The sequence below is a fragment of the Hamadaea sp. genome (assembly GCF_013362815.1).
GTDB lineage: Bacteria > Actinomycetota > Actinomycetes > Mycobacteriales > Micromonosporaceae > Hamadaea.
The window spans coordinates 198237-222862 of sequence record NZ_JABFVK010000031.1 but is presented as its reverse complement, the minus strand read 5'-3'; the positions used below and the strand labels follow the sequence as shown (position 1 = coordinate 222862).

Here is a 24626-nt window from a genome sequence, read left to right as displayed (position 1 = left end):
TCTTCCGCGGCGGTCGATCACTGGAATCCTCCACCGAGCATGCCACCGATGATATTGACGACATTCGGCACGCCGAAACTCGGGCCTTGTTTGAACAGGCCGACGGCGTCGGACCGGGTCGACGGCATGGCTCCGCCGACCGCCCCGGCACCGATTCCGTCGGGAGTGACCATGCCCTTCAGCAAGTCCTTCCCAATCGCAAGCGCCTGCCCGCCGAGGCCCTTCTCGGCGAACTCGGTCCTGATGTTGCTCAGCGAACCCTTGGCGAAGGCGCTCAGCGACCGGGCGCCGAAGGCACGGATCGCCGAACCGGTGCCGGGGATCAACCCCTTGGCGGCGTTCGTGAAGCCGGATCCGATCCCGCGGACCGCCGCGCCGATGCCGCCCCGGGCTCCGGCGATGAGGCCCGCGCCGGCTCCGCCGATGAGCGCTCCGAGTGCACCACCGGCTGCGCCGAGCGCCGCACCGGCCACTGCGTCGAGCAGCAGTCCTGCGCCGCAGTGGGACTGGTCGCCTCCGGCGCATTGCAAGCCGCCGGTGACCAGGCCGTTGACCAGGCCGCCCAGTGCGCCGCAGGCGATCGCCCCGGCGCCGCCGGTCAACGCGGTGCAGCCCAGCCCGACCAGTACGCCCGCGACGGTGCCGACCAGATCCGCATGTTCGATCGACCAGTCCTTGACGTCGTTGGCGATCTCCTTGGTCTTGTCCCAGGCGTCGGAGGCGATCTCCTTGGTGTCCTCCCACCGGTCGCCGACCCAGTCCGTCGTGGCGTCCCACGCGTCGCCGACCCAATCGGTGGTGGCGTCCCACGCGTCGCTGACCGCGCCGGTGGTGGCGTCCCAGGCGTCACTGACGCAGTCGCCCCAGGTGGTGGGGTTCCAGCCGCAGTGGCCGTCGACCTCGACGTTGGTGATCGGGTTGCCGCCGCCGAAGCCGTACCGGCTGCCCGTGAACGGATCGGTGGACAGTCCCATGTCGGACATCGCGCCGGCGTAGCTGTCGCGGACGTTGAACCGGTTCGTCGCCGGGTTGTAGTCACGGAACCCCATGTCGTAGGTGCCGGTGCCGGGGTCGACGCGCTTGGCGTTGAACCGATACGTGTTGTACGCGTCTTTATCCGGGTTCTGCGGATCGGGCTTGTCCCGGCCGGTGAACAGGTCGGTGTTGTCGGTGCCGAAGGCGCTGTAGCCGTACGTCGCGATGACGCTGCCGTTGGCCGCACTCAGCGTCTCGACGTCGGAGTGGGAGTTGTAGCCGTAATAGGCGACCTCGTCGGTGCCTCCGGTGTGGGTGACCTGAGCGAGCCGGTCACCGGTCGCGGAGTACTCGTAGGTCTTCTTGAGGACTCCGGCGACCTTCTCGTCCAGGACCTCACCGGACAAGCCCTGGTACGCGAAGGTCGTCGTCTCCGCGTCGGCCGTGCCGGCGTCCGTCGTCTTGGAGGTGGTGCGGTCCAGTGCGTCGAAGGTGAACTTGCTGACCTTCGTGGTGCCACCCGCCGTGGACCGATTCTCCACAACGTGGTCGAACCCGTCGTAGATCATGCGTTGGACGACGGATCCATTGGCGGACACCGTGTCCAGCCGCCCGTACGGGTCGTAGTTGTAGCGGCTGGTCACCCCGCCGCTGCTCGACGTGAGCAGCCGGTTGCGCTCGTACACGAACGAGGTGCTGGTGCCCTTGACGTTCTGGCTCACCACGTTGTTGTTCGCGTCGTGGATGTAGCTCTCGGTACGCGCCCCGGCCCCGGTCGAGGTCAGCGAACTGAGCCGGTCCCGTGGGTCGTAGGTGTAGGTCGTCGTGGTGTTGAGGTACGCCGAGTTGTCGTCGGCGTTCATCACCGAGGCGGTGTCCTTGACCCGGTTGCCGTTGGCGTCGAAGTCCAGCGTGTGCGAGGCGACCAACGTCCCGCTGGAGGTCTTCTCCGTCTGTGCCTTGACCAGGCCGTCGAGGTAGTAGTCGACGTCTACGGTGTTGCCGTTGGCCTTGGTCTGACGCTTGAGCTGGCCGGTGTCGGTGTACGCGTACTGGGTGACGTGAGGTGACGGAGCGGTCGGGGTCGCCCCGATGCTGACCGTCGACAGCAGATCACGCGCGTCGAACTCGTACGAGGCGTACTGCTGGTCGTGGGTGACCGTCTTCGTCGCGCCGATCTCGTTGTAGGTGAACGTCGTCGTGTTCGTCACCGAACCCGACTTCTTCTCCTGCACCTGGCCGAGCTGGTTCAGCCCGTCGTAGGTCATCGCGTACGCGTCGACCAGCGCGTTGGGGCTGGCGTCGCCGATCGACGTCCGGTTGCCGTTCGGGTCGTACGCGTACGTGAAGTCCTGCTTCTCGGTGTCGGTCTCGCCGGTGTTGTCCCGGACGAGCTTGACGGCGTCGGCGACGACCACCCCGTTGGCGGCATCGCTCAGCTCGATCTTCTGACCGGACCCGTCGGCGAAGGCGAGGCTGCCCAGGCTCACCCATTGACCGCCCGCCGTCGTCTGGTCGACGGTCTTCGTCACGGTGCCGGTCGCGTTGGTGATGGCGAACTTGGCGTCCGACGCCGCCCCCGCGACACTCGGATACCGGACGAACACCTCGTAGGTGCCCGCCTGTGGCAGGTTCAGCTGCCAGGTGAACTTGTCGGTGCCGGTGCCCGCCGGGTGGGTGGCGTAGTCGCGGCCGTAGAAGCCGGTCGCGGTGGTGGCGGCCGTCCAGGTGCCGGTGGTGGTCACGTTGTTGACGTCGGTGTCGTCGACCAGGGCGACCTGCTTGCCGACCGGCACACCGTCGTCCGAGCGAGCCTTGAGCTTGCCGTCGGGGTAGTACTGCCAGGTCATGGTCCGCTCGGACGAACCGCCGGCGCTGGTGAGCCGCCGCAGGGTCTGGTTGCCGAGGTTGTCGTAGTCGTAGGTCGTCAGCAGATCCCACGCGTCGACCGTCGTACGCGTCCAGCCGTTGTCGTAGTAGGTGAAGGTGGTGTCGTTACGGACCGTCTGCCCACCCGACGGCGGAGCCGAGACCTTGGCCAGCCGGCCGGCCGCGTCGTAGGTGTAGACGGTGGAGTCCGGGGTCTTGTAGCGGGCGTCGTCCTTGTCGTACGCCGTGCGGGACTCCGCCACCCGGTTGAGCTTGTCGTAGACGGTAACCGTCGCGAAGTCGTCGGGGTCGTCGGTGGTGTCGACGCCTCGGGGGGTGGTCGTCTTGACGACGTTGCCGACCTCGTCGTACTCGGTGCGGGTGATCCGGTACTGGACGCCGCCGCCCGGGTCGACGTGCGGGATCTTGACCTCGATCGGCTTGCCTCGCGGATCCAGCGCGGTCGTGACCGTGGTGCCCGCCTGGTCGGTCGACGAGATCGGGATGCCGTCCTTGTCGTACGCCGTCGTGGTGAACTTGCCCAGAGCATCGATCGACTTGGTCAGCCGGTGGTCGAGGTCGTACTCGGCTTTGCTGGTGTAGTCGTTCGGGTCGGCGGTGGCGTTCTTCCGGGCGTCGATCGTGGTGGCGACGTTGCCGCCGCTGTCGTAGACGTACGTGGTCACCTGCCCGGCGGCGTCGGTGACCCGCACCAGCCGGTTGAGTTCGTCGTACGCGTTCGTCGTGGTGAAGTCCCCGACGGTGGCGGTCAGATTGCCCTTCGGGTCGGTCGTGGTGAGGAGGTTGCCGTTGCGGTCGTACGTGTTGGTCGTCCGGCGCTCCGGGTCACCCGCCTTGTCGACCGGCAGGATCATGCTGACGAGCTGGTCGGCATCGTCATAGGAGCTGGTCGTGACTGCTCCGTTGGGCGCCACGGTGGCGATGATGTTGTTGTTCGCGTCGTAGGTCGGCGCCGGGACGGTCAGCACGACACCGCCGGCCTGGTCCTTCGGCACGGTGCTGACCAGGGGCCGGCCGAAGACGTCGAAGGTCTGCGTCGTGAAGGTGCCGAGCGGGCCGGTCGCCTTCGTCGTCTGACCGCGTACGCTGAACTCGTAGGTCGAGACGTTGTTGAGCGCATCCGTCACCCGGCGTGACATGCCGTTCGCGTCGTAGTCGCCGTACGCCGTGATGTTGCCGTTGGCGTCGGTCGCCGACTGCATCTGACCCCACGTGTCATAGGCGTAGGTCGTCATGTAGTCGTCGGGAGTGGCGGTGGCGGTGCCGTTCGGGTCGGTGACGCTTGTGAGATTGCCCTCGGTGTCGTAGCCGAAGGTCCACAAGCGACCTTCCGACGACTGCTTGGCGATGACGTCGGCCCAGTGGCCGTTCAGCCCGGTCTGGTACGCCAGCGTCGTGCCCGGCCAGCCGTTCTTGACCGCCTCGGCGTCCTTGACGACGGTCGGGTACCCCGTCTTCGGGTCGAACGCCCAGGTGGAGACGGCTCCGTCGGCCGCCTCGAGCCGGGTTACGTTGTGGTCGCCGTCCCAGCCGAGCTTGGTGACCTGATGCAGAGCGTCGGTGATCTGGGTCGGCCGACCGAATCCGTCGATGAGGAAGGAGGTCGGCCGCAGGTACGCGTCGAGCACGTCGGTGGCGATCGTCGTGCCCGTGGGCCCGTCCGGATCGGTGTACGCGAACGCGGTCGGGTAGCCGAGCCGGTCGGTGTAGGACCTGGTGTTCCAGTGGAACTTGGGGTCGTCGTCGGGCAGGTCGTAGTACGCGACGTCGGTGGCGTGCCCACGCGGGTCGGTCACCTTGACCAGCTTGACGTTCTTGTTGCCTTGGGTCATGTCGTACTGGAAGCCGAACACCTTCGGCTGCGTCGACCCGGCCCCGTCGACGAGTTCGCCGAGCAGACCCTTGTCCGTGTAGGTGAAGGTCAGCGTACGCCCGGAGACGTCCACGATGGACCGAACGTGGTCGATGATCTTCGGGTTCGTGAGGTTGGCCTGCCCGGTGACCTTCGTCCACGTGGTGTCGTTGACATAGTCGTAGGTGTCGCCCTTGGCCCAGTAGGTCAGGGTGAGCGTCTGGCGGCCGGTGGCGTCGGTGACGTACTTCAGGAACTTGGTCGGCTTGTTCTGCGATCGGCGGACCTCATAGGTGAAGGTCATGAGGTTGCCGTTCTTGTCCTCGGTCGCCGACAGGTAGCCGTCGCAGTCGTAATAGAAGACCGTCCGGTCCGGCCGGGTCAGCGTCCAGGCGCGGTCTTGCTCCGTCTGAGGCGTACAGGTCACGAGTCGCTGCAGGAACAGGTGCACGCCCTTCGGAGAGGTCCACTCGTTCGCGGTCGCGTTCCAGACGAACGTGTGCGTGGTGCCGTCGCCGTCGGTGAACTTCACCGTCGTCGGGTTCGGGTTCGGGTGGAAGTCCAGCGGCGTACCGAGGCGCATCATCGACGACGCCTGCAGCGACCAGCCGAAGCCGGCCACGGTGTCGGTGGTGTCCTGCGAGTTGTACGCCATTCGCACGAACGAGGACAGTCCCCGGGACGGGTTGGCGATCGGGTCATAGGTCCACACGGTGTTCCCGGCGTACAAGTTGTTCATGAGCTCCGACCCGGCGCCGGTGCCCTTGCCCGCGTACGCGTAGAACTTCTCCAGGCCGAGCTGGTCGGAGGTCGGCTCCTCGACGGCGACCTTCTGGTCGAGCGGCGCGATGCCGGCGGTGGCCGACAGCCATTGGCCGGTGGTCTTGTTGTGGAGTTCCCATTTGAGCACATAGTCGGTGCGTTTGTTCGCGTCGGACGAAGCAGGCGTCTTCACCGTGGCGGCCACGTCCGCGGTCGACCCGGCGGCGATGTCGCGGGGCAGCGCGGTAGTCGCCTGGTTTCCGCTGGTGGTGACGTCGGTGCCGTCGGGCAGCGTCCAGTGGTAGGACAGCTCCCAGTTCGCCGCGGTCCAGCTGGTGGTGGTCGGATTCGACACCGACACGGTCACCGGATAGCTGCTGGCCGGAGCCATCAGCCCCGCGGTGCCGGGGGCGTAGTAGGTCGACTCGGCGGTCGGCTCCAGGTAGGTCACGCGCAGCGTCGGCCGCAGCAGCGGCTCGGCGCCCTCACCGGACAGCAGCATCGACCGCTGCGTCGACACCGACTCGTCGCGCATCTTCAGCAGGAACCCGTAGTTGGTCGACGGGCTCGCCAGCCACGACTTCACCGTGTTGGTGACCGTCCACGACGCCCACTCGGGGTCGTTGGTGAAACCGTCGAAGTAGGACTCGGCGGTCGGATCGTAGTCGCCGCCGGGAGTGGTCCACGCCGTGCCGGAGGCGGCGCTGTTCCAGGTGGCGGTGGTCTCGTCGAAGGCCCGGGTCAGCCGGTGGACGTCGACCTTGCCGTCGGTGACGTCACCGGGATACAACCCGGTGTTCCACATCTCCAACTGGGCGTCGACCACGTTGGCGTTCGCCGGTACGCCCGCCAGATCGGTGAATCTCACCAGCCCGCGGGTGTCTCCGTAGGTGCTGGAGTTGTTGCCCGGCGACACGTACGGGTCGCCCGCGTAGCTGTTGACGTTGGCGGTCGGCTGCGCCGCCGACAGCGTCGTGTCGGGCACCTGGTTGGCGGCCGTCTCCCGGTACACCTTGGTGATCCGGCCCGCCTTGGGCAGCAGCACGCCCTGGGTCGGCCCGGCGACGACCTGCCCGTCGGCGGTCTTCACCGCGATCATGTAGTAGTAGAAATGCCGCTTGAGCGGATCGGTCTCATCGGTCGGCGTGGGTATCGCAGTGGTGTCCTGATAGGCCAGCGACGTCTTGCCCACCGGGGCGACGAGGGTGGCCGCCGACGGGACGAAGGTCTGATAGACGCTGCGGTGGACCTGGTACTCGACGATGTCGTCCGCCGTGGATCCCGACCCGGTCGGGTCGACGTACGCGGGCCAGGTCAGCGCCGCTCCGGTGGAGGTGATCGTCGTCGGCGTGTCCACCGACACCCCGGGCCGGCCGAAGGTCACCACGAGCTTCGGCAGGTTGTAGTCACGCCGGTTGTTGTCGTACGCGTACTCCGACGCCTCGTAGACCGGCCCGCCCCGGCCCTTGTCGCCCTCGTCGACGGCCTTGACCATGAAGCCGTAGTTCGGCTGCGTCCCGTTGACCCAATCCTGCACGACGTTGCGTACGGGGAAGCTGTTCCAGACGCTGGAGATGCCGCGCTTCTTGGTGGTGGTGCCCCACTTGGTGAACCGGACGGCGTCGGCGATGACGGACTTGTTCGCCACGTCGCCGAGCACGACCTTCCCGGTGGTGCCCGCCGCGAACGGATGCACCCCGAGGGTCTTCCATACGCCGTCGGCCGCGCCGGTCTGGTCGACGGTGTACGCCTTCGACCCGCCGTTGTAATACACGGTGTACGGAGTGGCGGTCGACCGGTCGGCTTCTGCGGTGAAGTGCACCTCGACCTGGTAGTCACCGGCCTCGGTGATCGTCGGCGTCCAGGTGTGCGTGTTCCCGGCCGTCGCATCGTTGTTGTAGCGGTAGTCCGCGCCGATCGCCTTGGCTGTCAGCGAGTTCGTCGAATACGGCCAGGTGCCGGAGAACGAGGTCCCGGCGTCACCGTCGTCGACGACGATCACGTTCCCAGCCGGCTGTGCCGCCATCGCGGTGTTGATGCTGCCCCACGTCGCCGTCGACTCGTCCCACGCGCTGGTCACCCGGCGCGCTTCGAGGGCCACGTCGTACGACCAGTCCCAGTGCGTCTGCGAGTAGTACAGCTGCAACTGGGCGTCGTCGATCGGCGTACCGGCCGGGATGCCCGTGAGCGGGAACCGCACCAGCGACCGCCACGTGTTCACCGATTCGGTGCCGACCTTCAGCTGGTAGGTGCTGTTGTAGTTCGTGCCGGTCGCGCCGGAGTAGATCTCGACGTCCTGGCCGTCGGAGGGCACCGGCTGGATCTTGACGGTGGGGTCGATCGTCACCGGGTACTGCCGCGCCGGGTCGGCCAGCCAGGCGGCGTCCGGCACGATCGTGATCTCGGCCGTCGAGCCGTGCTGGGTCAGCGTCTGCGCCACCTTGCGCGACATCGACTTGCCCACGTCGGACTGCGCGTCGTCCTTCGAGTCGAACATGTACGGCGCGGGCATCACGAACAGCACCCGGCCGCCGTCCCGCCCGGTGAACTCGATCGATCCGTCGGCCGCCTGCCGGGCCACCAGGCCGCCGGTCTTGATCGTCATCGTCACCGCGAACGGCTCGACCGGCGCCTTGGCCAGGACGAAGTCCTCCTGCAGCGTCGTCGGCGTGACCTCGTAGACGACGTCCGCGCCACTCGCCGCATCCGAGTAGGTCACCGTCGAGCCGTCGAGCCTCGGCGTCAGCTCCGCCGCCGGTCCGGCCAGCCCCAGCTCGATGTGCCGGCCGCCGGACTCGAAACGCACCAGCTTGTCGCTGCGATCACCGAAGCGGGAGGTGAAGGCGTTCGAGACATTCTGGTACGCCCAACCGCCCGACCCGGTACGCATAGCGAGGTCGATCGGCTTCCATGTGTTTCCGTCGCGGTAGTTCAGCGGCGTCTGCGACACCTCGGCCTGCATCCGGCCATCCGACAACAGATAGAACCGGGCGTTCTGCGTACGCCGGGCAGTCAGCTCCTTGACTCGCTTCGCAGGACCCCACGCCTTGCCCTTCGTACCAGGGTCATCGTGCGGCACACCGTCCAGCTTCAGGTCGACCGACTTCGGCGGCGCCTTCGGTCGAGGCGCGGTGCTTGCCCCGAACAAGCGGCGAATCGGATCCCAGAAACCGCCGGGAACATCGGCGGCCTGCTGCGCACTCGTGGGGGCGGCGAACGCCGGCACACCCGATCCCGTGATCATGACGACACTCAGTGCGCCGGCCAGCAGCCAGCGACAGCTCCGGTTTCGCAACGCCGAATCCTCCCCAGGACCAGGTGCACAGCACCCGAATCGGCCCACCGGTCCAGGGATCGAACGAAACGAACGTACGGCCCCCGTTGCCGACGGTCTTCGGTTGTCGACGCCATCGACGCAATATGCATCCCTGGCGATGCGCCACATCCTGGGTAGTGACGAACATCGCTGTCAACAGCGTCGAACCGGTGTCGAAGAGGCCCACCACTGCCGAGCGGCGGGGCACTCGCCTGCGTAAACGAGTGCCCCGCCGCTCTCTCGGCCGGCCGGCCGGGTGTTACGGAGCCGTTATCGCTGTCACGGGGTTCTCGACAGCCGCGGCCACGCTACGTGTCACCGTCCGCGTCATGGATTCATCAGGGCAGGAAGTAGTTCGGGTTCGGCAGCTTGAAGGTGCGGTCGGCGTACCCGCCCTCCAGGTCGCTGAACTGGTCGCCGAAGTTCGCGACGATGTCGTAACCCAGCGACTCGATGTGCGCCCGGGTGGCCGACTTGTAGTGGATCGTCGTGCAGGAACCGTTGGGGTCGCCCGCGCACGCCGCCTTCAGATAGTCGGGGTACTGGGCGACCGGCGGCTTCGTGAACAGGCCGTCCTCGCCGTCGACCAGGGTGGTCGGCGTGGGATAGCCCGCGTCGACGCCCACCCCGTCGGAGGTGAGGTTGCCGAGCGTGGCCGGCTCCTGCGCGAGCGGACGCCCGGTCAGGAAGAACACGGCGAAGCCCTGCTCTTGGGCGTACCGGACGAGGTCGACCATGCCGAAGACGGCCGGGAATCGCTGCTCGGTCACGAACTGCCCGTTCGTCGCCGGGTTGTACGCCCAGTTGCTGAACACCTCGTAGTTCCAGGTCAACAGGGTCGTGTCGTCGACGTCGAGCACGATCGCCTTGTTCTCGCCGGGCTGGTGCCGCACGGCGTCCAGCCACCGCCGGCCCGCCGCCGCGACCTTGCGGGCCTCGTCGGCGTAGTTGCCGTCGGGGGCGGCGATGCCGCTGCCGAGTGGGTCGCCGTAGTAATTCCGAAGCTGCTGGCGCAGGACGTCGATGTTGGTGACCTGCTCGGCGTACTTCGGGGTGATGGTCTTGATGGCCGGCTGCGGGGTCGCCGCGGAGGCCAGCCCACCTACGCCGACCAGCACGACAGCCAGCAGCGAGGTGGTGATCAAACGGCGTGGTGAGCGCCAGGATCGTGAAGTCACGTCACGTTCCCTTCATCGGGGGTTCACGTACCCCGTGACGCTAACCCCATGATCGGGCACCCGCACGACCGGGCTCGCGAGCCGAAACGCAGTTGCTGGGCATGCGATGATCGACCTACGCCGACGGCTGGACCGTACCCGCCTAGAAGGGGAAGTCAACGGGAGACGCGGATCGGGCGGCTCGGCGTCACCGCGTGCCAGCCGGCGTGCGGCTGGTCCGGGTACGGCTCCTGGGCGTGCCGCCCGGCAGGCTGCTGCCCGGCCTCTCGTCCCAGCGTGATGGAAGTGTCCACCCGGCCCGGCCCGTCGATGCGTACGCCGATCGCAGCCGGGCCGTAACCGCTGGCCACGAGGGTGTAAGCGCCGTCGGCCAGGTCGTCGACCGCGAAGACGCCCGTGGTGTCGGTGTGCGTACTGCCGCGCACGGTTCCGGCCGCGTCCAGCACCACGACCAGTGCGTCCTTCAGCGGCTGGCCGTCGGGCGCGCGGACCGTCCCGGCCACCGTCGCCGAGCGGCGCAGGGTCAGCTCACGCTCCACAGTGTCGCCCGGGGTCAGCGTGATCGCCATAGCACCGGGTCGATGCCCCTCGGCGGTCACGGCCAGCGTGTAGCTGCCGGCTTCGAGCCGTTCCAGCACGATCCGGCCCGCGTCGTCGGCCCGCGCCGTCGCGGTCTGCCGGCCCACGTCGTCGGTCAGGCTCGCGGCGGCTCCCGGCACGCGCGTAGCCACGACCAGCGTCGCCGCTCCCGTCAGCAGGATCTCGTGGTACGCCGTGGTGGCGAGCTGCACTCGTGACGCTTCGGGGCGGTATCCCTCGGCTGCGGCGACCAGCACGTGACTCCCCGCTCGTGGGGCGCCGACGGCGAAGGCTCCGTTCTCGTCGCTCGTGGTGGTGGCGAGCAGTTCCCCGTCGGTGGCGAGCAGGCTGAGCCGGACTCGAGGCAACGGCGTACCGGTGGCGTTGCGAACGATCCCGGACAGGAGATGGGCCGCCTCGACCACCGGGGCGTCGTGCATACGCAGAGACACGGCGGGCAGCACGCCGACGCAGATCAGCGCCACGATCAGCAACGGAACCAAGGCTAGGAAGATCGGCGGGAGCGCGTCGGCGAACGCCCGGGCGATCCCGTCGCGTACGGCGTCGGGCAGCTCGGCCAGCCGGGCCGGGGTCAGCGAGCCGACGCCGCCGGTGATCGGCATGCCGGGCAGTTCGCGGGCGAGCGCGTCGTAGAGCCTCGTCGTGAACAGCGAACCGCAGACGGCCACGCCGAGCGCGCCGCCGACCTGGCGGACGAACGTGATGGCGGAGGTCGCCACCCCGAGGTCGCCGCGTTCGGCGGTGTTCTGCACGACGAGCACGAGCACCTGCATGATCAGGCCGATGCCGAGCCCGACGACGACCATGTACGCGCTGATCAGCGTACGGGTGCTGTGTTCGTCCAGGGTGGACAGGAGCCACAGGCCGAGCCCGGTCAGGATGGCGCCCGCGATCGGGTACGCCTTGTACCGGCCGGTCCGGCTGATCAGCTGACCGGACGCGATCGCGGTCACCAAGATGCCGGCGACCAGCGGCAACATCAGCAGACCGGAGTTCGTCGCGTCGGCCCCGGTGACGACCTGCATGAAGATCGGCAGGTAACTGATCGACCCGAACATCGCGACGCCGACGGCGATGCTGGCGACGGAGGACAGTGCGAAGGTCCGGTCCCGGAACAACCGCAGCGGCAGGATCGGCTGCGCCGAGAATCGGGCGCTGACCAGCCACAACACCGTGAATCCGAGGGTGGCCGCCAGCAACCAGCGGATCTGCGCGCTGCTCCAGGCGTACTCGCTGCCTCCCCAGGACGTGACGAGGACCAGGCAGGTGACCGCGGCCGAGAGCAGCACCGCGCCGAGATAATCCACTCGCGACCGGGACGTGGGCGCGGGCAGCTTGAGCACGACGGCGATCATCGCGAGGGCGACCGCCCCGAGCGGCAGGTTGATGTAGAACACCCACCGCCAGCTCGCGTGATCGGTGAGATAGCCGCCGAGCAGCGGCCCGGCGACCGACGCGACGCCGAACGCCGCGCCGATGAAGCCCATGTAGCGGCCACGATCCCGGGGTGGCACAAGGTCGGCGAGGATCGCCTGCGCGAGCACCATCAACCCGCCTGCGCCGATTCCCTGCACCGCCCGGTACGCGATGAGCTCGGTCATGGTGTGCGACCAGCCGCACAGCGCCGATCCGATGAGGAACACCGCGATCGCGAAGATCACGACGGGTTTGCGGCCGTAGATGTCGCCGATGCGGCCGTAGAGCGGGAGCGTGACCGTGGCGGTGAGCAGGTACGCCGTCACCACCCACGAGATGTGATCGAGCCCGTCGAGGTCGCCGACGATGGTGGGCAGCGCGGTCGCCACGATCGTCTGGTCCAGCGCGGCGAGCAGTACGCACAACATGAGTGCGATGAAGATCGTGACCAGCTTGGCCTTCGGTGTCTTCATGTCCACTGTGTCATTCATCGCTGTGCCGTTCATCGCCTTTGCTAACGAGCCGTACGTACGTTACGAAACGGCCATTTCACGCATCCAGCGCGCCTGGTATCAGCGGGAACTGCGGACTTCCACCGTGATGTGACCCTCCGTCAGCAGGGGCACTTGGGCGACGACGTCGCCGTCCGGGCTGATGGCGCAGGTCGGGCCGTAGCCGATCCGTTCGCCGTCGCGCTCGCCGGTGACGTCGGCGGAGAACAGCCACATGCCGGTTTCGCGTACGCGCTGCTTGCGGATCTCGTTGTGCCTGTCGCGCCAGATCTCGGCGTTGGCCCGGCGCATCATGTTCTGGGCCGGCAACAGCAGCACCTCCGCGCCCTGGGCGGCGACTGCGGCGGCGGCCTCGGCGAACTGGGCGTCGTAGCAGATGTTGATCCCGAGGCGTACGCCCCGGCGATCGAAGACCGGGTAGTCCGCACCCGGCTGGAAGATGGACTCACCCGCTACGAGGTGGGTCTTGCGATAGCGGCCGGACAGGTCTCCCCGGTCGAGCACGACCGCCGTGTTGTAGAGGCAATCCCCGGCCCGCTCGATCAAGCCGATCACCAGGGTGGCTTCGATCCCGGCGAGGCGACGCCGCACGGCGGCGAACTCGGCCGACCGCAGGTCGACGGCGTACCGGTTCAGGTGGGCGGCTTCAACGAGGTAGCCCTGCAGAAAGCACTCCGGGAACAGCAGCAGATCGGCGTCGCCGGCCTGGCGCGCGAAGTCTTCGACGCAGGTCAGCGCGGCGTCGACATCGCCGAGAATCTCCGGCGTCTGACAGGCCGCGATGCGCAGTCCGGTCATGAGGACCTCATCGGCGGGCCTTCGCTCGCCGGCAGCGACCACCGGTGGTCAAGGCGAGCGGTCGCCGGCGGTCAAGGCGAGCGACCGCCGGTGGTACGCCATCGACGTCATCCTGTCGCCGAGAGGTGCGTGACGTACCACCCGCCGCCCAGCGCTGCCAAGACTGTCGGAACCCGACGATCATGAGGGGTCGGCGGGAGCGCGACCGGCGGTGATCGCGGCGATGAGCGCGGTGACTCCGGCGATCAGGATCGGGCAGCCGATCGACAGCAGACTGAGCACGCCGAGGATCACCAGCACCACCCCGGCGAAGCTGAGCAGACCGCGCCGATGCGGACGCTGCCGGTCGACGGCGTACCCGCAGAGAATCACCGAGAGACCGAGCGCGAGGACCACCCACCACAGTGGCGGGTCGCCCTGGCCGCGCATGATGACGACGTACGCGGTCAGCATGACCGCAGCGGTCACGGCCGCGATCGCCGCGAGCAGATCCCATCTACGTCCCACCTGGCGAGCATAGGGGATCCATCGTTGACAAATTAGAACGACGTCGATACCTTACTGAGTCAGGAAAGCGCTTTCCAACATCACAACCGCCCCTGCGCGCCCACGCACCCGGCGGACGGCGCGCAGATCCCACCGGAGGTCATTCATGACGTCTCCCTCGCACAACCCACTCCACGGAAGACCGTCGCACAACCCGCTCCACGGAAGGCTTCTGGCACTGGCCGGGACGATCGCCCTCGTCGCGGCCGGACTCGCGGTCTCGGCCGCACCCGCCTCGGCGGCCACCTTCAACCTCGAAGGCTGGGCCACCCAGGGCGGCGGCACGACCGGCGGCAGCGGCGGCTCGACCGTCACCGTCACCAGCGCGTCCGCCCTGGCGAGCGCGGCCGGTTCCAGCACGAAGCAGATCATCCAGGTGAGCGGAAAGTTCACCTGCTCCAGCGAGATCACGGTGGCGTCCAACAAGACGATCATCGGCGTGGGCTCGAACTCCGGGCTCACCGGTTGCGGGCTGAGGCTCAAGAGCGTCAGCAACGTCATCATCCGCAACCTGGTCATCGCCAAGGTACCGGCGAGCGTCGGCAACGGCGACGCGATCCACGTCGAGAAGTCGACCCGGCTCTGGATCGACCACAACGACCTGTCGAGCGACACGAGCCACGGCACCGACTACTACGACGGCCTGCTCGACATCACGCACGCCGGTGACTACATCACGGTGTCCTGGAACAAGTTCCACGATCACATCAAGTGCTCGCTCGTCGGCCACAGCGACGACAACGCGTCGGAGGACACCGGCCACCTGCGCATCACCTACCACCACAACTGGTTCAACAACTGCGACCAGCGTGGCCCGCGGGTACGCTTCGGCAACCCGGTGCACGTCTACAACAACTACTACTACAACTCCGGCACCTACGGCGTGGCGTCCACCTGCAACGCGGGCGTCTACCTCGAGCGCAACTACTTCGAGAACACGCCGAACTCGGCGGTGTCGCAGACCGGCAGCTCGCCCTCGGGCAACATCAAGCTGCTGAACAACTACCTCGTGAACTCCGGCACCCCGGCGGCCCGTAACGGGGCCAGCGTCGCGGCCATCCCGTACGCGTACACGGTGGACGCGAACTCGTCGGTGAAGTCGATCGTCACCTCGGGCGCCGGCACCGGCAAGATCTAGCTGAACGAGTGCTGGATCAGGGTTCTGGATCGAATCTTGCGCCATGATTCGACCCAGAACCCTGATCCAGCGCCCAAGGGATTGAGGGGCTAGCGGGCGATCCGAAGTCGCCGAGCAATGCGAGCCGACCGCCGCTGTCTGCGAGCCAGCACCGACCCGACACTGCGTGCGAGGGCAGGCACTCGGCAGGGCTGGTCGACGATCGCCGGGTCGGTCCCCGCCGGAGCCGGGAACAACGCCAGCACGCGACCGGCCGGCGACAGGCCCTCGACCAGCAGATGGCAGGTAGGCGTGACACGGGCGTTGATCTCCAGCAGGAAGGCTTCGCCCGTCGGAGCGATCATGAAGTCGAAGCCGCAGAAGCCGGTGAACCCCAACCGTTCCACCAGTACGCGAGCCGCCGAGGCCATCTGCGGATGGTCGATGACGCTGATCACCGCCGCCGGTCCACGGGGTTCGGAGGCTTCCTCGACCTGGAGGCAGACCAACCGGGTCACCTGACCCTCGAAGCAGGCCGCCGTGACGATTCCTTCGCGGCCGTCGACGAAGCCTTGCGCGTTCACCACGGGGCGTACGCGCCGGGCCCAGGCGGCCAACGGCGCAGCCTCGAAGTTGACGAGCAACCGCTTGAGTGCCCTGGGCAGGCTCGGCGGGTTCGCGACCGAGTTCCAGGCCGGGCGGACGTCGCCGGCCGAGTGGACGAAGGCGACGCCCCGGCCGCCCCAGCTGCCGTCGGTCTTCAACGCGTACGGCAAGGGCCGGTCGGCCAATCCCGCCGGGTCGGCGACCACCACGGTGTCGGGCACGGTCACGCCGAGGTCCCGGGCGGTGGCCGCCAGCCCGGCGCGCGACGTCACGGCTGTCCATTGTGCAGTGTCGCCAAGCGATCGTCCGATGAGCGCCGCCAGCTCCGGATCGGAGATCCGGACCGCCTCGTGCACCCGTCGCAGCAACGCCAGCGCGCGCTCGTCGTCCGGCAGGATGATGTCCGGTTGCGCCCGCCGGATCGCAGCCACCAGCGATCGCCGCCGCCACAACCGGTTCAGCTGGGAATCGGCGGTCAGGCCGTCGATCACTCCCAGCACGTGCCCGCGAGGCCGGCAGGCCGACACCTCGAAGCCCGCCTCGATCAGCGCGTGCGCCAGCCTGGCCGAGGCATACCAGCGCATCGTGGTCAGGATCATCGGCCGCTCGAAACCGGGCCGCGGCCGCACACCAGGCCACTCAGGCTGGGCCATCGCCAGGCCGTGGTCGATCGCCGCCGCCACCGCGGCCACCGCCGCGGGCTCCCGCACGATCGCAAGGTGGTCGCCGTCGACGCGCTGCACGACCACGCGGTCGGCCAGGCCCGCCCACAGCCGGGCCACGTCGCAGCCGAAGTGCCGGTCCTGCGAGGTGGCGATCAAGGTCAGCGTCCCCGGATAGGTCCGCGGTTGATAGGCCGCCATCGACCGGTACGCATAAAGAGCCGAAAGCGTCTCGGCGCTCGCCACGTCCCGCACCGCGTCCGGGGTCTTCGCGTTCCGCCGCACCAGTCGCCGCAGGAGGCGTACGCCGCGCAACCGGATCTCGGCGATCGCCGCGAGCGGCCGCATCCGCACGATGCGCCCCAACTGCCAGCCGGTACGCCGCACGAGCGCGCGTACCCACATCTTGCGCGGCCAGAAGCGCTCGTCGTAGACGCCCTCGATGAGGAAGAGCGCCTCGACGCTCTCCCCCGCCGCCCGCAGCTGCTGGGCGACTTCCAGAGCGAGCAGTGCCCCGAACGAGTAACCGCCGACCCGGTACGGACCGGCCGGTTGCAGACCCCGGATGGCCGTCACGACCTGGGCGGCCGCGGCGGGTAGCCCGATCGCGTCCGGCAGCACCGGCATCAGCCCGTAGACCCGTTGCGGGCCGGTCATCGCCGACACCGCCGGGATCAGCTCGCCGATGTCGCCTTCCACGCCTGGTACCAGAAACAGGGTCTCGCCTTCGTCGCCGGCCTTCAGGAGCTGAAGGCGTACGCCCTCGGCGGCCGCCGCGTCGGTGGCGAGCGTCGCGGTCACTTGGTCGCCGCGGCTCTACGGGCGAGGGTCCGCGCCACCCGGGGCGCGACGTACTCAGCGCCGACCATGAACCGCATGAGCGGCCCGAAGCTGTTCGCCGCGGGTGGGCCGACGAAGTACAGCCCGCTGACGGAGCTCTCGAACCGGCCGGAGAGCACCGGCATCCGCTCGTGCGTCCGGATCGCCGTACGCAGGCCGTCGCTGAAGAACTCCAGGCGGTCGACGTCCGGCCAGTACCCGGTCGCGGCGATGATGTGGTCGGTGACGTGCTCGATGGGCCCGTCCGGCGTACGCAGGACCAGTCGCGCGCGGCTTCCCTCCACGGTGGCGTTCTCGATCGTGGCGCTCAACGCGGTCGTCACGCCCGCGTCGAAGCGCGGCTTCATCCACCAGGCGGACGAGGGACCGAGGTGGCGGCGGACGATCTTCAGGCGCAGCCCGCCGGGCAGGAAGCGGAACAGGTTGGGCCGCTTCTGGAAGATGAACGAGCGCAGGCCGGGCCCGATTCCCGTCGACGGGTGCCGCAGCCGCTGGTAGAGGCTCCGGCCACCGGGCGGCGGCGCGGAGGCGAACTTGATCCGGTCCCGCCGGGCGATCAGCGACGTGGTCGCGCCTGCCTCGGCGAGCAGGGCGGCGATGTCGATGGCCGACGAGCCCGCGCCGATCACGGTGACGTCGCGGCCGGCGAAGGCGGACAGGTCATGATGGGCGGACGCGTGTGAGACGAGGTTCGCGGGCAGGCCGGACAGCTCCTGCGGCATACGCGCGAAGTGCGTGATGCCGACCGCCGCCACGACCAGGTCGGCCGTGAGCGTCTCACCGTCGTCCAGCTTGAGCGTGAACCCCTCCGCTCCCTTGTCCAGCGCGACGACCTGACGGTCCTCGACCTGCGGCACGAACCGCTTCTGGAAGTCGACCGCGTACGCGGTGAACACGTCCAGCTCGACCGGGATCGCCGTGTCGTCGTAGGCGATTTCGTTCTCGGCGCAGTACGCCGACAGCCGGCTGCCCGGCTCGGGCGAGCTGAGGCTGGACGCGAACCCGTCAGACTTCAACGACATTCCGGCGGGCATGTGACGCAGCCACGTGTCGACCGGCGTGCCGAAGATCCGATGTGGCACGCCGAGCGACCGCAGATGCGCCGCGATAGACAGTCCGTAGGGCCCCGCGCCGATGATGGCCACCCTGGTCACGAACCCGCACCCCCACAACGATTCGGGTCACCTCTCAGCCGGGGACCCGCAGGATAACCGGGGATGCTATTCGCCCTATGGACCACTAAGTAACGTCGTGAACCGTCAGACTCCCGACAACGGTCACCCGCCAGGAGCGCTGCGTACGCACAATGCCGGAAAGGCGGGTTGTCCGCTCGGCCGGACGGTCAGGTCCGGCTCATCACTTCCTCGACATCGGACGCGGATCGTCGCGCAGGAACGACGTCCAGCCAGCGAGCGTGCTCGGAGTCGGCGTACGCGGGAAGCCGGAGGACGACTCGGTCGACGACCACGCCTCGGTGGCGAGTTCCGGCTCGGGCCACCGCCGCCACCGGCCGACGCTGACCAGCGCCAGCAGCAACATCGACCCGACGAGAGCCGATGTTCCGGTACGCAACGGCATCGCGAGGTCCGCCCGCAATCCGCCGAACGAGATGTCCTTCGACAACGCGTCGAGGACGGCGTTCGGGGCGATCAGCAAAAGGATGTAGCTGCCGGTGTAGAGAACTCCGGTCAGCACCGCGCCCAGAGGCGACATACGCAGAGTGGCGATGAGGCCGAGCATGAGCCCGCCGACCGCGAGGAAGACGAGGGGACGCAGGATGTCGGCGCCGCTCGGGGCGGCCGAGGACGCGTCGTCGAGGACGCGCAGCGAGGTGGACTGGCCGATGGCGAGCAGGAACCAGGAAAGCGGGGCGATGACGAGGGCGGCGATCAGGGTCCAGAGGTGTCGCATGCGCGGGATCTTAAAGGCGTTCGCCGCTCGCGTCCTGTTTTGTACGCCTCGTCGCCGTCCACCTACCCTGTGCGACCGCGTACCCGATGATCGGGGCCGATTCCGTGGCCGATGAACCACCGGAACCGGCCCCGATCATGCGAGCGTCACCACAGCGGCGGATTGGCGTACTGCACCAATTCGATCGCCTGCTGCGGGAACCACGCGCCGGCCGCCGGATCGGCGATCCCGCCCCGTGCCGGGTCGACGCCGGTGCCGGTGCCGCGGTCGCACTGCCCGTCGGACTGACCGGGCGTCTTGATCCACAGGTACGCGTCGACCAGCGGGTTACCGGTGTTCGAGGTCGGCTTCAGGCCGAGCCCGCGGTCCGGCGGGTTGCACCAGACTTGGGCGTCGGGCCAGCCGTTGCCGGCCGGCGGCGTCCACGGACCTTGCCCGTTGCGGCTGGTGTCGATCACGAAGTGCGGCAGGACGTCCGGCGACACCGCGCCGACGTTCTGGTCGTACCACGCGTCGGTCAGCCCCCACGTGCTGAAGTCCGCCGGATTCGCCGGGTAGTACTGACTGGCGCACCAGTCGAAGTGACCGCGCGCCCAGTCCGGGCCCTGCGTCCCGAAGTAGACGCACTTGCTGATCCAGCTGCCGTACTTCAGCTGGCGCTCGGTCGTCTCATAGTTCGACAGGTTCAGGAAGAACCCGTCGGCCTGCTGCACGCCCGCCTTGACGAGCCGGTCGGCGGCGTCACCCGAGCCGAGCCAGCCGCTGTGCGTACCGTCGAGGTAGACGCTGGTGTTCGGCAACGCGCCGAGCTTGGCCACCGCGTAGTTCAGCATCGCGAACCGGTCGCTCGCGGCGGTCGCCGGGTCGGCCTCCGCCGGCTTGCACCACTCGGCCGCGCCGTTGATCGTGGTGTACCAGGGGATGATGCCGAGGCTGTCCGGCTCCAGCGCCACCACGACCTCGTGCCGCCCGATGCCCGCGGCGAACGCGTCGATCCAGGCCTCGTACTCGGCCACGCTCGTCGCTCCGCCTGCGGAGTACTGGGCGCAGTCTCGGAACGGGATGTTGTACGCCACCAGAACCGGCACCTTGCGCTGCAAGGCCGCCCGGGTGACCTCGGTCTTCACCGACTTCGTGACGTCCTGCCCCACGCCGCCGGTGAACCACACCGCCTGCGGGGTGCTGACCATGGTCAGCAGTTTGGTCGCCAGCTCCCATTGGCCCTGGCGGTAGAGCGAGGTGATCTGCTGCACGGCCCCGGGATCGGGCTTCGGCGTGTAGAACCTCGTGCCGTCCGAGCCGTGCGCCTGCGCCGGAGCGGCGACGAAGACGCCGGCCAGGACGGCGGCTGTTACTGCTGTGAAGATGCGCTTCACCGAATGTTCCTCCTGAGGGGGACGAGGATGGGAACGCTCCCACGGTGGTGGTTCGACCCGAAGATGTCAACACCTCGATCGGCTGAGTACGCGTCGTTCACATGGGGGTGGCCGCAGTCGCCCGCAAGCCGTCCAACGCCACGTGGAGCACACGGCGCCAAGCGGTTTCGGGAACCACCGTCGCGATTCGGCCCAGCGCGACGAGGAGCAGCGAGACGTCTTCATCGGTGACGTCGGAACGCAACTCTCCGGCTTGTCGCGCGGCCTGGACCAGCTCGGTGATCAGCGGTGCGACCTGCTGGCGGCAGTGCCGGCGGGCGGTGTTCCCGGCTTGGCCGGGCAGCGCCTGACAGTACGCGTCGAGCAGACCCGGCGACGCCGTCTGCCGGGACAACGCGTCGCCGAGGAAGGTGCTCAAGTCGCGCCAGGCTTCGCCGGTCCGGGCGGCCGCCGCCTGCTCGGCCCAGGACGTGAACACGTGCTCCAGCGCTGCGTCGAGCAGCGCCTCCTTGGTCGGGAAATGGCGGTACAGGGTGCCCATGCCGACACCGGCCCGGCGGGAGATCTCGCGTACGTCGATGTCGCTGCCACGTTCGGCGATGAGGCCGGCCGCGGCGTCGAGCAACCGGCCCCGATTGCGGGCGGCGTCGCTGCGGATGGCCGGTGATGTCATACACACACCCTACCGGAGCATCTGCTCCGCTTCAGTGTTACCGTCGGGAGAGGCGGAGCACGTGCTCCGCTTCGTGTCGACCCACCCGGTGCCCGCTCGAGTCAAAAGGATCGCCGTATGCCCACCCCGCTCTCCATTCTCGATCTGGCTCGCATCGGACCGGGCGAGACCGCGCGCGACAGCATCGCGGCGAGTGTCGACCTGGCCGTCGCCGCCGAGCAGCATGGTTACCGTCGCGTCTGGTACGCCGAGCACCACAACATGCCGACGATCGCCTCGTCGTCGCCGGCCGTCCTGATCGCCCACATCGGGACGTTCACCCGCACGATCCGGCTCGGTGCCGGCGGGGTGATGCTGCCCAACCACACGCCGCTGACCGTCGCCGAGCAGTTCGGCACCCTCGACGCGATGTACCCGGGACGCATCGACCTGGGCCTGGGCCGCGCTCCCGGCTCGGACCAGAACACGATGCGCGCCCTACGCCGCGACGCTCAGTCGGCCGAGGCGTTCCCGCAAGACGTGCTGGAGCTGCAGGGCTACCTCGCCGGCCGGTCGCGCATTCCCGGCGTGGACGCGGTGCCGGGCAAGGGTTCCGAGATCCCGTTGTACATCCTCGGCTCGTCGCTGTTCGGCGCGAGACTGGCCGCCGCTCTCGGCCTGCCGTACGCGTTCGCCTCCCACTTCGCGCCGCAGGCGCTGGCGGCGGCCGTGGCGGCGTACCGCGCAGACTTCCGCCCGTCCGAGCAGCTCGACCGGCCCTATGTGATCGCCGCGGTCAACGTCGTCGCCGCGGACACGACTGCCGCCGCTCATGAGCAGTTCCAGGCCACTCGCCGGGCGTTCGCGACGGGATTGTTCGGGCGCGGGCAGACCTTCACCGACGAGCAAGCCGATCAACTGCTGGCGCAGGGCGCGGGCGCGCACGTCGACCAGATGCTGCAATACTCCGCCCTCGGCACACCGGCCGAAGTACGCGAATACCTGGACACCTTCATCCGGCACGCGCAAGCCGACGAGTTGATCGTCGCCCATCACGCCACCGGCAAGGCCCGGCTGCGCTCGGTCGCCCTGCTCGCCGAGGCGATGCAGTCCACACACGACTGAGCCCCGTCACTTGCGAGGCTTGGTACGCCCCGACGGCTTCGCCTTGAGCGGATTGTCGGGCCAGGGGTGGTTCGGGTAGCGGCCGCGCAACTCCGAGCGTACCGACACGTAACCGTTGTCCCAGAAGGATGCGAGGTCTGCGGTGACCGCTGCCGGGCGGCCCGCCGGTGAGAGCAGGTGCAGCACCAACGGCACGCGTCCACCGGCGAGCGTGGGCGCCTGCGCCGAGCCGAACATCTCCTGCACCTTCACCGCGAGGAAGGGTGCAGCCGGGTCGGTGTAGTCGACGCGAATCCGGGAACCACTCGGCACTTCGATGCGGTCGGGGGCGTACTCGTCGAACTGGGCGGCCTGCGCCCAGGGAAGCAGCCGGCGCAATGCCGAGGCCACGTCGATGCGGGCCAGATCGGCACGGTTGCGGGCGTTGACGAGCGCCGGACCCAGCCAACTCAGGTCGGCCAGCAGTCCGGCGTCGTCCACGGCCGGCCAGGGCTCGCCGAGCGCGTGACGCAGGAAGGCGAGCCGTTCGCGTACGCCGGTCGCTTCGTCAGACCAGCGCAGCAGCTTGAGCCCATTGCGGCGCAGTCCTTCCCCGAGCGCGGCCGCCACCGCTTCCGGATCGGGCTTGGCCAGCGGCCGATCGGTGAGGACGATCGCGCCGAGGCGGGTGCGGTGCCGGGCGAGGACGTCTTTGTTGGTCCACGTCACTTCGCCGCGGTCGGCGTACAGCGTTTCGGCCGCCAGTTTCGCCGTTTCGGCGTCGATCGGTGCGGCGAGCCGGATTCGGGCGGCGGCGTTGCCGGGCTGCCGGTCCGCGTCGGCGATGGCGAGCCATTCCATCCCGTGTAGCGAAGTGTCGGCCGCGAGTTCCGCCGCAGTCCCGCCGGTCATCAAGTACACCCGCCCGCCTGGTGTGCGTACCCGTCCGATTCGTTCGGGAAAGGCGAGCCCGACGAGGAGCGCGGCCGCGAGATCCGACGACCAGCTGCTGGTCGGCCGGTTGGCATCGATGCCGCCGGCGAGCCTGCGGACTTCGGTACGCCAGGCGCTGGTGACCGCCGGCTCGGCGTTGCCCTGCAACCGCCGCAGCGCTGCCGGCAGGTCATCCGTGGCCGTACGCACGTCGGCCGAGAGCAGCGCGACCACCTCGGCTGCGATCTTGCTACCCACGATCTTGGAGCCGTCGAGAAGTGCGCGAGCGAGCCGCGGATGAGCGCCGACGTCGTTGATGTCGCGCCCACGCGGGGTGACCCGGCCAGCCTGGTCGAGCGCGCCGATGGCGGTCAGCGTCTCACGCGCCACCTGGGCGGCGGCCGCCGGTGGCGGATCGAGCAGGGTGAGCCCCTCCGCGTCGGCCCGCCCCCAGCAGGCCAAGTGCAGCACGAATCCGGTGAGGTCGGCCCCCGCGATCTCCGGATCGGCCTGCGCGGGCAGCCGTTCATGGTCGTGCTCGGACCAGCACCGATACACGCTTCCCGGCGCTTCCCGACCTGCTCGGCCGGCCCGTTGGGTGGCGGCCGCCCGCGATGCCCGGACGGTCACCAGCGCACCGAGACCACGACCATGGTCGGTACGCGGAACGCGCGCCAGTCCAGAGTCGACGACGATCCGGACGCCCGGCACGGTGAGGCTGGACTCGGCGACCGCGGTGGCGAGCACGACCCGTCGGCGTACGCCCGGACGCAGGGCCTCGTCCTGCACCGAAGCCGCCTGCCGCCCGTGCAGGCTCACCACGTCCACGCCGCTCAAGCGGCCGAGCCGCTGGGCCACTCCGCCGATCTCCGCCGCCCCGGGCAGGAACACCAGAGCATCGCCGGGGCTCTCCGCCAAGGCGCGCCGGACGACGGCGGCGACGTGATCGAGCAGTCGAGGGTCGACGCGCAGGCCGTAGGGCGCGTCCACCGGACCGGTCGGCGGAGCCCAGACGACCTCGACGGGGTGCATCATCCCGGCCGCGCTGACGATGGACGTGCGCGCGCCCATCGCCGCTGCGAGCCGCTCCGCGTCTGCGGTCGCCGACGTCGCGAGCAGCCTCAGGTCCGGGCGCAGGTGCGTACGGGAGTCGAGGGTGAAGGCGAGGGCGAGATCGGTGTCGAGGTGCCGTTCGTGACATTCGTCGAGGACCACCGCTGCGACGCCGGTCAGCTCCGGATCGCGGTGCAGTCGCTGGACCAGGACACCCGTGGTGACGACTTCGACTCTGGTGTCGCCACCGGTGCGGCTGTCACCTCGAACCGTGTAGCCGACGAGCCCGCCGACCTGCGTACCGGTCAAATGAGCCATCCGAGACGCGGCCGCGCGAGCCGCGATGCGCCGGGGTTCGGCGACGATGACCCGGCCTTTCACCTGGTCGGCGAGGGCGAGCGGGACCAGCGTGGTCTTGCCGGAGCCCGGTGGCGCGACGAGCACCGCGGTGCCGGACCCGTCCAGCGCAGTCAGCAGTTCTGGCAGCGCAGCACGCACGGGCAGGTCGACGTCGGGCATCATGCCGC

General features: G+C 68.8%; 14 protein-coding genes. 3 read left to right on the top strand and 11 right to left on the bottom strand.

Annotated elements, in window-relative coordinates:
* Positions 1–17: 17 nt before the first annotated feature.
* The 4 genes from HOV77_RS17490 to HOV77_RS17475 all read right to left on the bottom strand — a co-directional run bounded on the left by HOV77_RS17490 (position 18) and on the right by HOV77_RS17475 (position 13299).
* Positions 18–8723, bottom strand: coding sequence for a DNRLRE domain-containing protein (locus HOV77_RS17490; protein WP_290863461.1), 8706 nt, complete (start codon positions 8721–8723; stop codon positions 18–20).
* A gap of 410 nt (positions 8724–9133) precedes the next feature.
* A complete protein-coding gene (locus HOV77_RS17485) occupies positions 9134–9973 on the bottom strand; it encodes an HAD family acid phosphatase (RefSeq protein ID WP_290863460.1) in 840 nt (279 codons plus the stop codon).
* 155 nt (positions 9974–10128) lie between these two features.
* The gene (locus HOV77_RS17480; RefSeq protein ID WP_290863459.1) at positions 10129–12462 is read right to left on the bottom strand and encodes an MFS transporter; all 2334 of its coding nucleotides are present in this window, start codon (positions 12460–12462) and stop codon (positions 10129–10131) included.
* A gap of 99 nt (positions 12463–12561) precedes the next feature.
* A complete protein-coding gene (locus HOV77_RS17475) occupies positions 12562–13299 on the bottom strand; it encodes a carbon-nitrogen hydrolase family protein (RefSeq protein ID WP_290863458.1) in 738 nt (245 codons plus the stop codon).
* On the opposite strand from HOV77_RS17475, the gene HOV77_RS17470 reads away from it, so the two are divergent.
* Positions 13298–13432: a hypothetical protein gene (locus HOV77_RS17470; RefSeq protein WP_290863457.1), complete on the top strand. Its 135-nt coding sequence runs from the start codon at positions 13298–13300 to the stop codon at positions 13430–13432. The two genes, HOV77_RS17475 and HOV77_RS17470, sit on opposite strands and share 2 nt — an antisense overlap.
* A 47-nt stretch (positions 13433–13479) precedes the next feature.
* On the opposite strand, the gene HOV77_RS17465 is transcribed toward HOV77_RS17470, so the two are convergent.
* Complete coding sequence (locus HOV77_RS17465; RefSeq protein WP_290863456.1) at positions 13480–13806, bottom strand: hypothetical protein; 327 nt, start codon at positions 13804–13806, stop codon at positions 13480–13482.
* 145 nt (positions 13807–13951) lie between these two features.
* Here HOV77_RS17465 and HOV77_RS17460 point away from each other — a divergent pair, with 145 nt between their 5' ends.
* Positions 13952–14983, top strand: a complete 1032-nt coding sequence (locus tag HOV77_RS17460) for a right-handed parallel beta-helix repeat-containing protein (protein ID WP_290863455.1) — start codon at positions 13952–13954, stop codon at positions 14981–14983.
* 89 nt (positions 14984–15072) lie between these two features.
* On the opposite strand, the gene HOV77_RS17455 is transcribed toward HOV77_RS17460, so the two are convergent.
* From HOV77_RS17455 to HOV77_RS17435, 5 genes are all read right to left on the bottom strand, one after another.
* The gene (locus HOV77_RS17455) at positions 15073–17031 is read right to left on the bottom strand and encodes a thioesterase domain-containing protein (protein WP_290863454.1); all 1959 of its coding nucleotides are present in this window, start codon (positions 17029–17031) and stop codon (positions 15073–15075) included.
* Positions 17028–18224 carry an NAD(P)/FAD-dependent oxidoreductase gene (locus tag HOV77_RS17450; RefSeq protein ID WP_290863453.1) on the bottom strand — a complete coding sequence of 399 codons (1197 nt, stop codon included), beginning with the start codon at positions 18222–18224 and terminating at the stop codon, positions 17028–17030. Before HOV77_RS17450 ends, HOV77_RS17455 begins: the two co-directional genes overlap by 4 nt.
* 202 nt (positions 18225–18426) lie before the next feature.
* A complete protein-coding gene (locus tag HOV77_RS17445) occupies positions 18427–18981 on the bottom strand; it encodes a hypothetical protein (protein WP_290863452.1) in 555 nt (184 codons plus the stop codon).
* A 146-nt stretch (positions 18982–19127) separates the two neighbouring features.
* Complete coding sequence (locus tag HOV77_RS17440) at positions 19128–20357, bottom strand: glycoside hydrolase family 6 protein (protein ID WP_290863451.1); 1230 nt, start codon at positions 20355–20357, stop codon at positions 19128–19130.
* 97 nt (positions 20358–20454) lie between these two features.
* Complete coding sequence (locus HOV77_RS17435) at positions 20455–21030, bottom strand: TetR/AcrR family transcriptional regulator (RefSeq protein WP_290863450.1); 576 nt, start codon at positions 21028–21030, stop codon at positions 20455–20457.
* A gap of 117 nt (positions 21031–21147) precedes the next feature.
* Between HOV77_RS17435 and HOV77_RS17430 the strand changes: the two genes are divergently transcribed.
* Positions 21148–22134: an LLM class flavin-dependent oxidoreductase gene (locus HOV77_RS17430; RefSeq protein WP_290863449.1), complete on the top strand. Its 987-nt coding sequence runs from the start codon at positions 21148–21150 to the stop codon at positions 22132–22134.
* A 6-nt stretch (positions 22135–22140) separates the two neighbouring features.
* Here HOV77_RS17430 and hrpB read toward each other — a convergent pair whose 3' ends face one another.
* Complete coding sequence (hrpB, locus tag HOV77_RS17425) at positions 22141–24621, bottom strand: ATP-dependent helicase HrpB (protein ID WP_290863448.1); 2481 nt, start codon at positions 24619–24621, stop codon at positions 22141–22143.
* Positions 24622–24626 lie beyond the last annotated feature (5 nt).

Bases quoted from the DNA above. Each gene is read 5' to 3' on its own strand.
- HOV77_RS17445 (WP_290863452.1), bottom strand. From the start codon at position 18,981: ATGCGACACCTCTGGACCCTGATCGCCGCCCTCGTCATCGCCCCGCTT.
- HOV77_RS17470 (WP_290863457.1), top strand. From the start codon at position 13,298: ATGAGGACCTCATCGGCGGGCCTTCGCTCGCCGGCAGCGACCACCGGT.
- HOV77_RS17430 (WP_290863449.1), top strand. From the start codon at position 21,148: ATGCCCACCCCGCTCTCCATTCTCGATCTGGCTCGCATCGGACCGGGC.
- HOV77_RS17480 (WP_290863459.1), bottom strand. From the start codon at position 12,462: ATGAAGACACCGAAGGCCAAGCTGGTCACGATCTTCATCGCACTCATG.
- HOV77_RS17475 (WP_290863458.1), bottom strand. From the start codon at position 13,299: ATGACCGGACTGCGCATCGCGGCCTGTCAGACGCCGGAGATTCTCGGC.
- hrpB (WP_290863448.1), bottom strand. From the start codon at position 24,621: ATGATGCCCGACGTCGACCTGCCCGTGCGTGCTGCGCTGCCAGAACTG.
- HOV77_RS17460 (WP_290863455.1), top strand. From the start codon at position 13,952: ATGACGTCTCCCTCGCACAACCCACTCCACGGAAGACCGTCGCACAAC.
- HOV77_RS17435 (WP_290863450.1), bottom strand. From the start codon at position 21,030: ATGACATCACCGGCCATCCGCAGCGACGCCGCCCGCAATCGGGGCCGG.
- HOV77_RS17490 (WP_290863461.1), bottom strand. From the start codon at position 8,723: ATGATCACGGGATCGGGTGTGCCGGCGTTCGCCGCCCCCACGAGTGCG.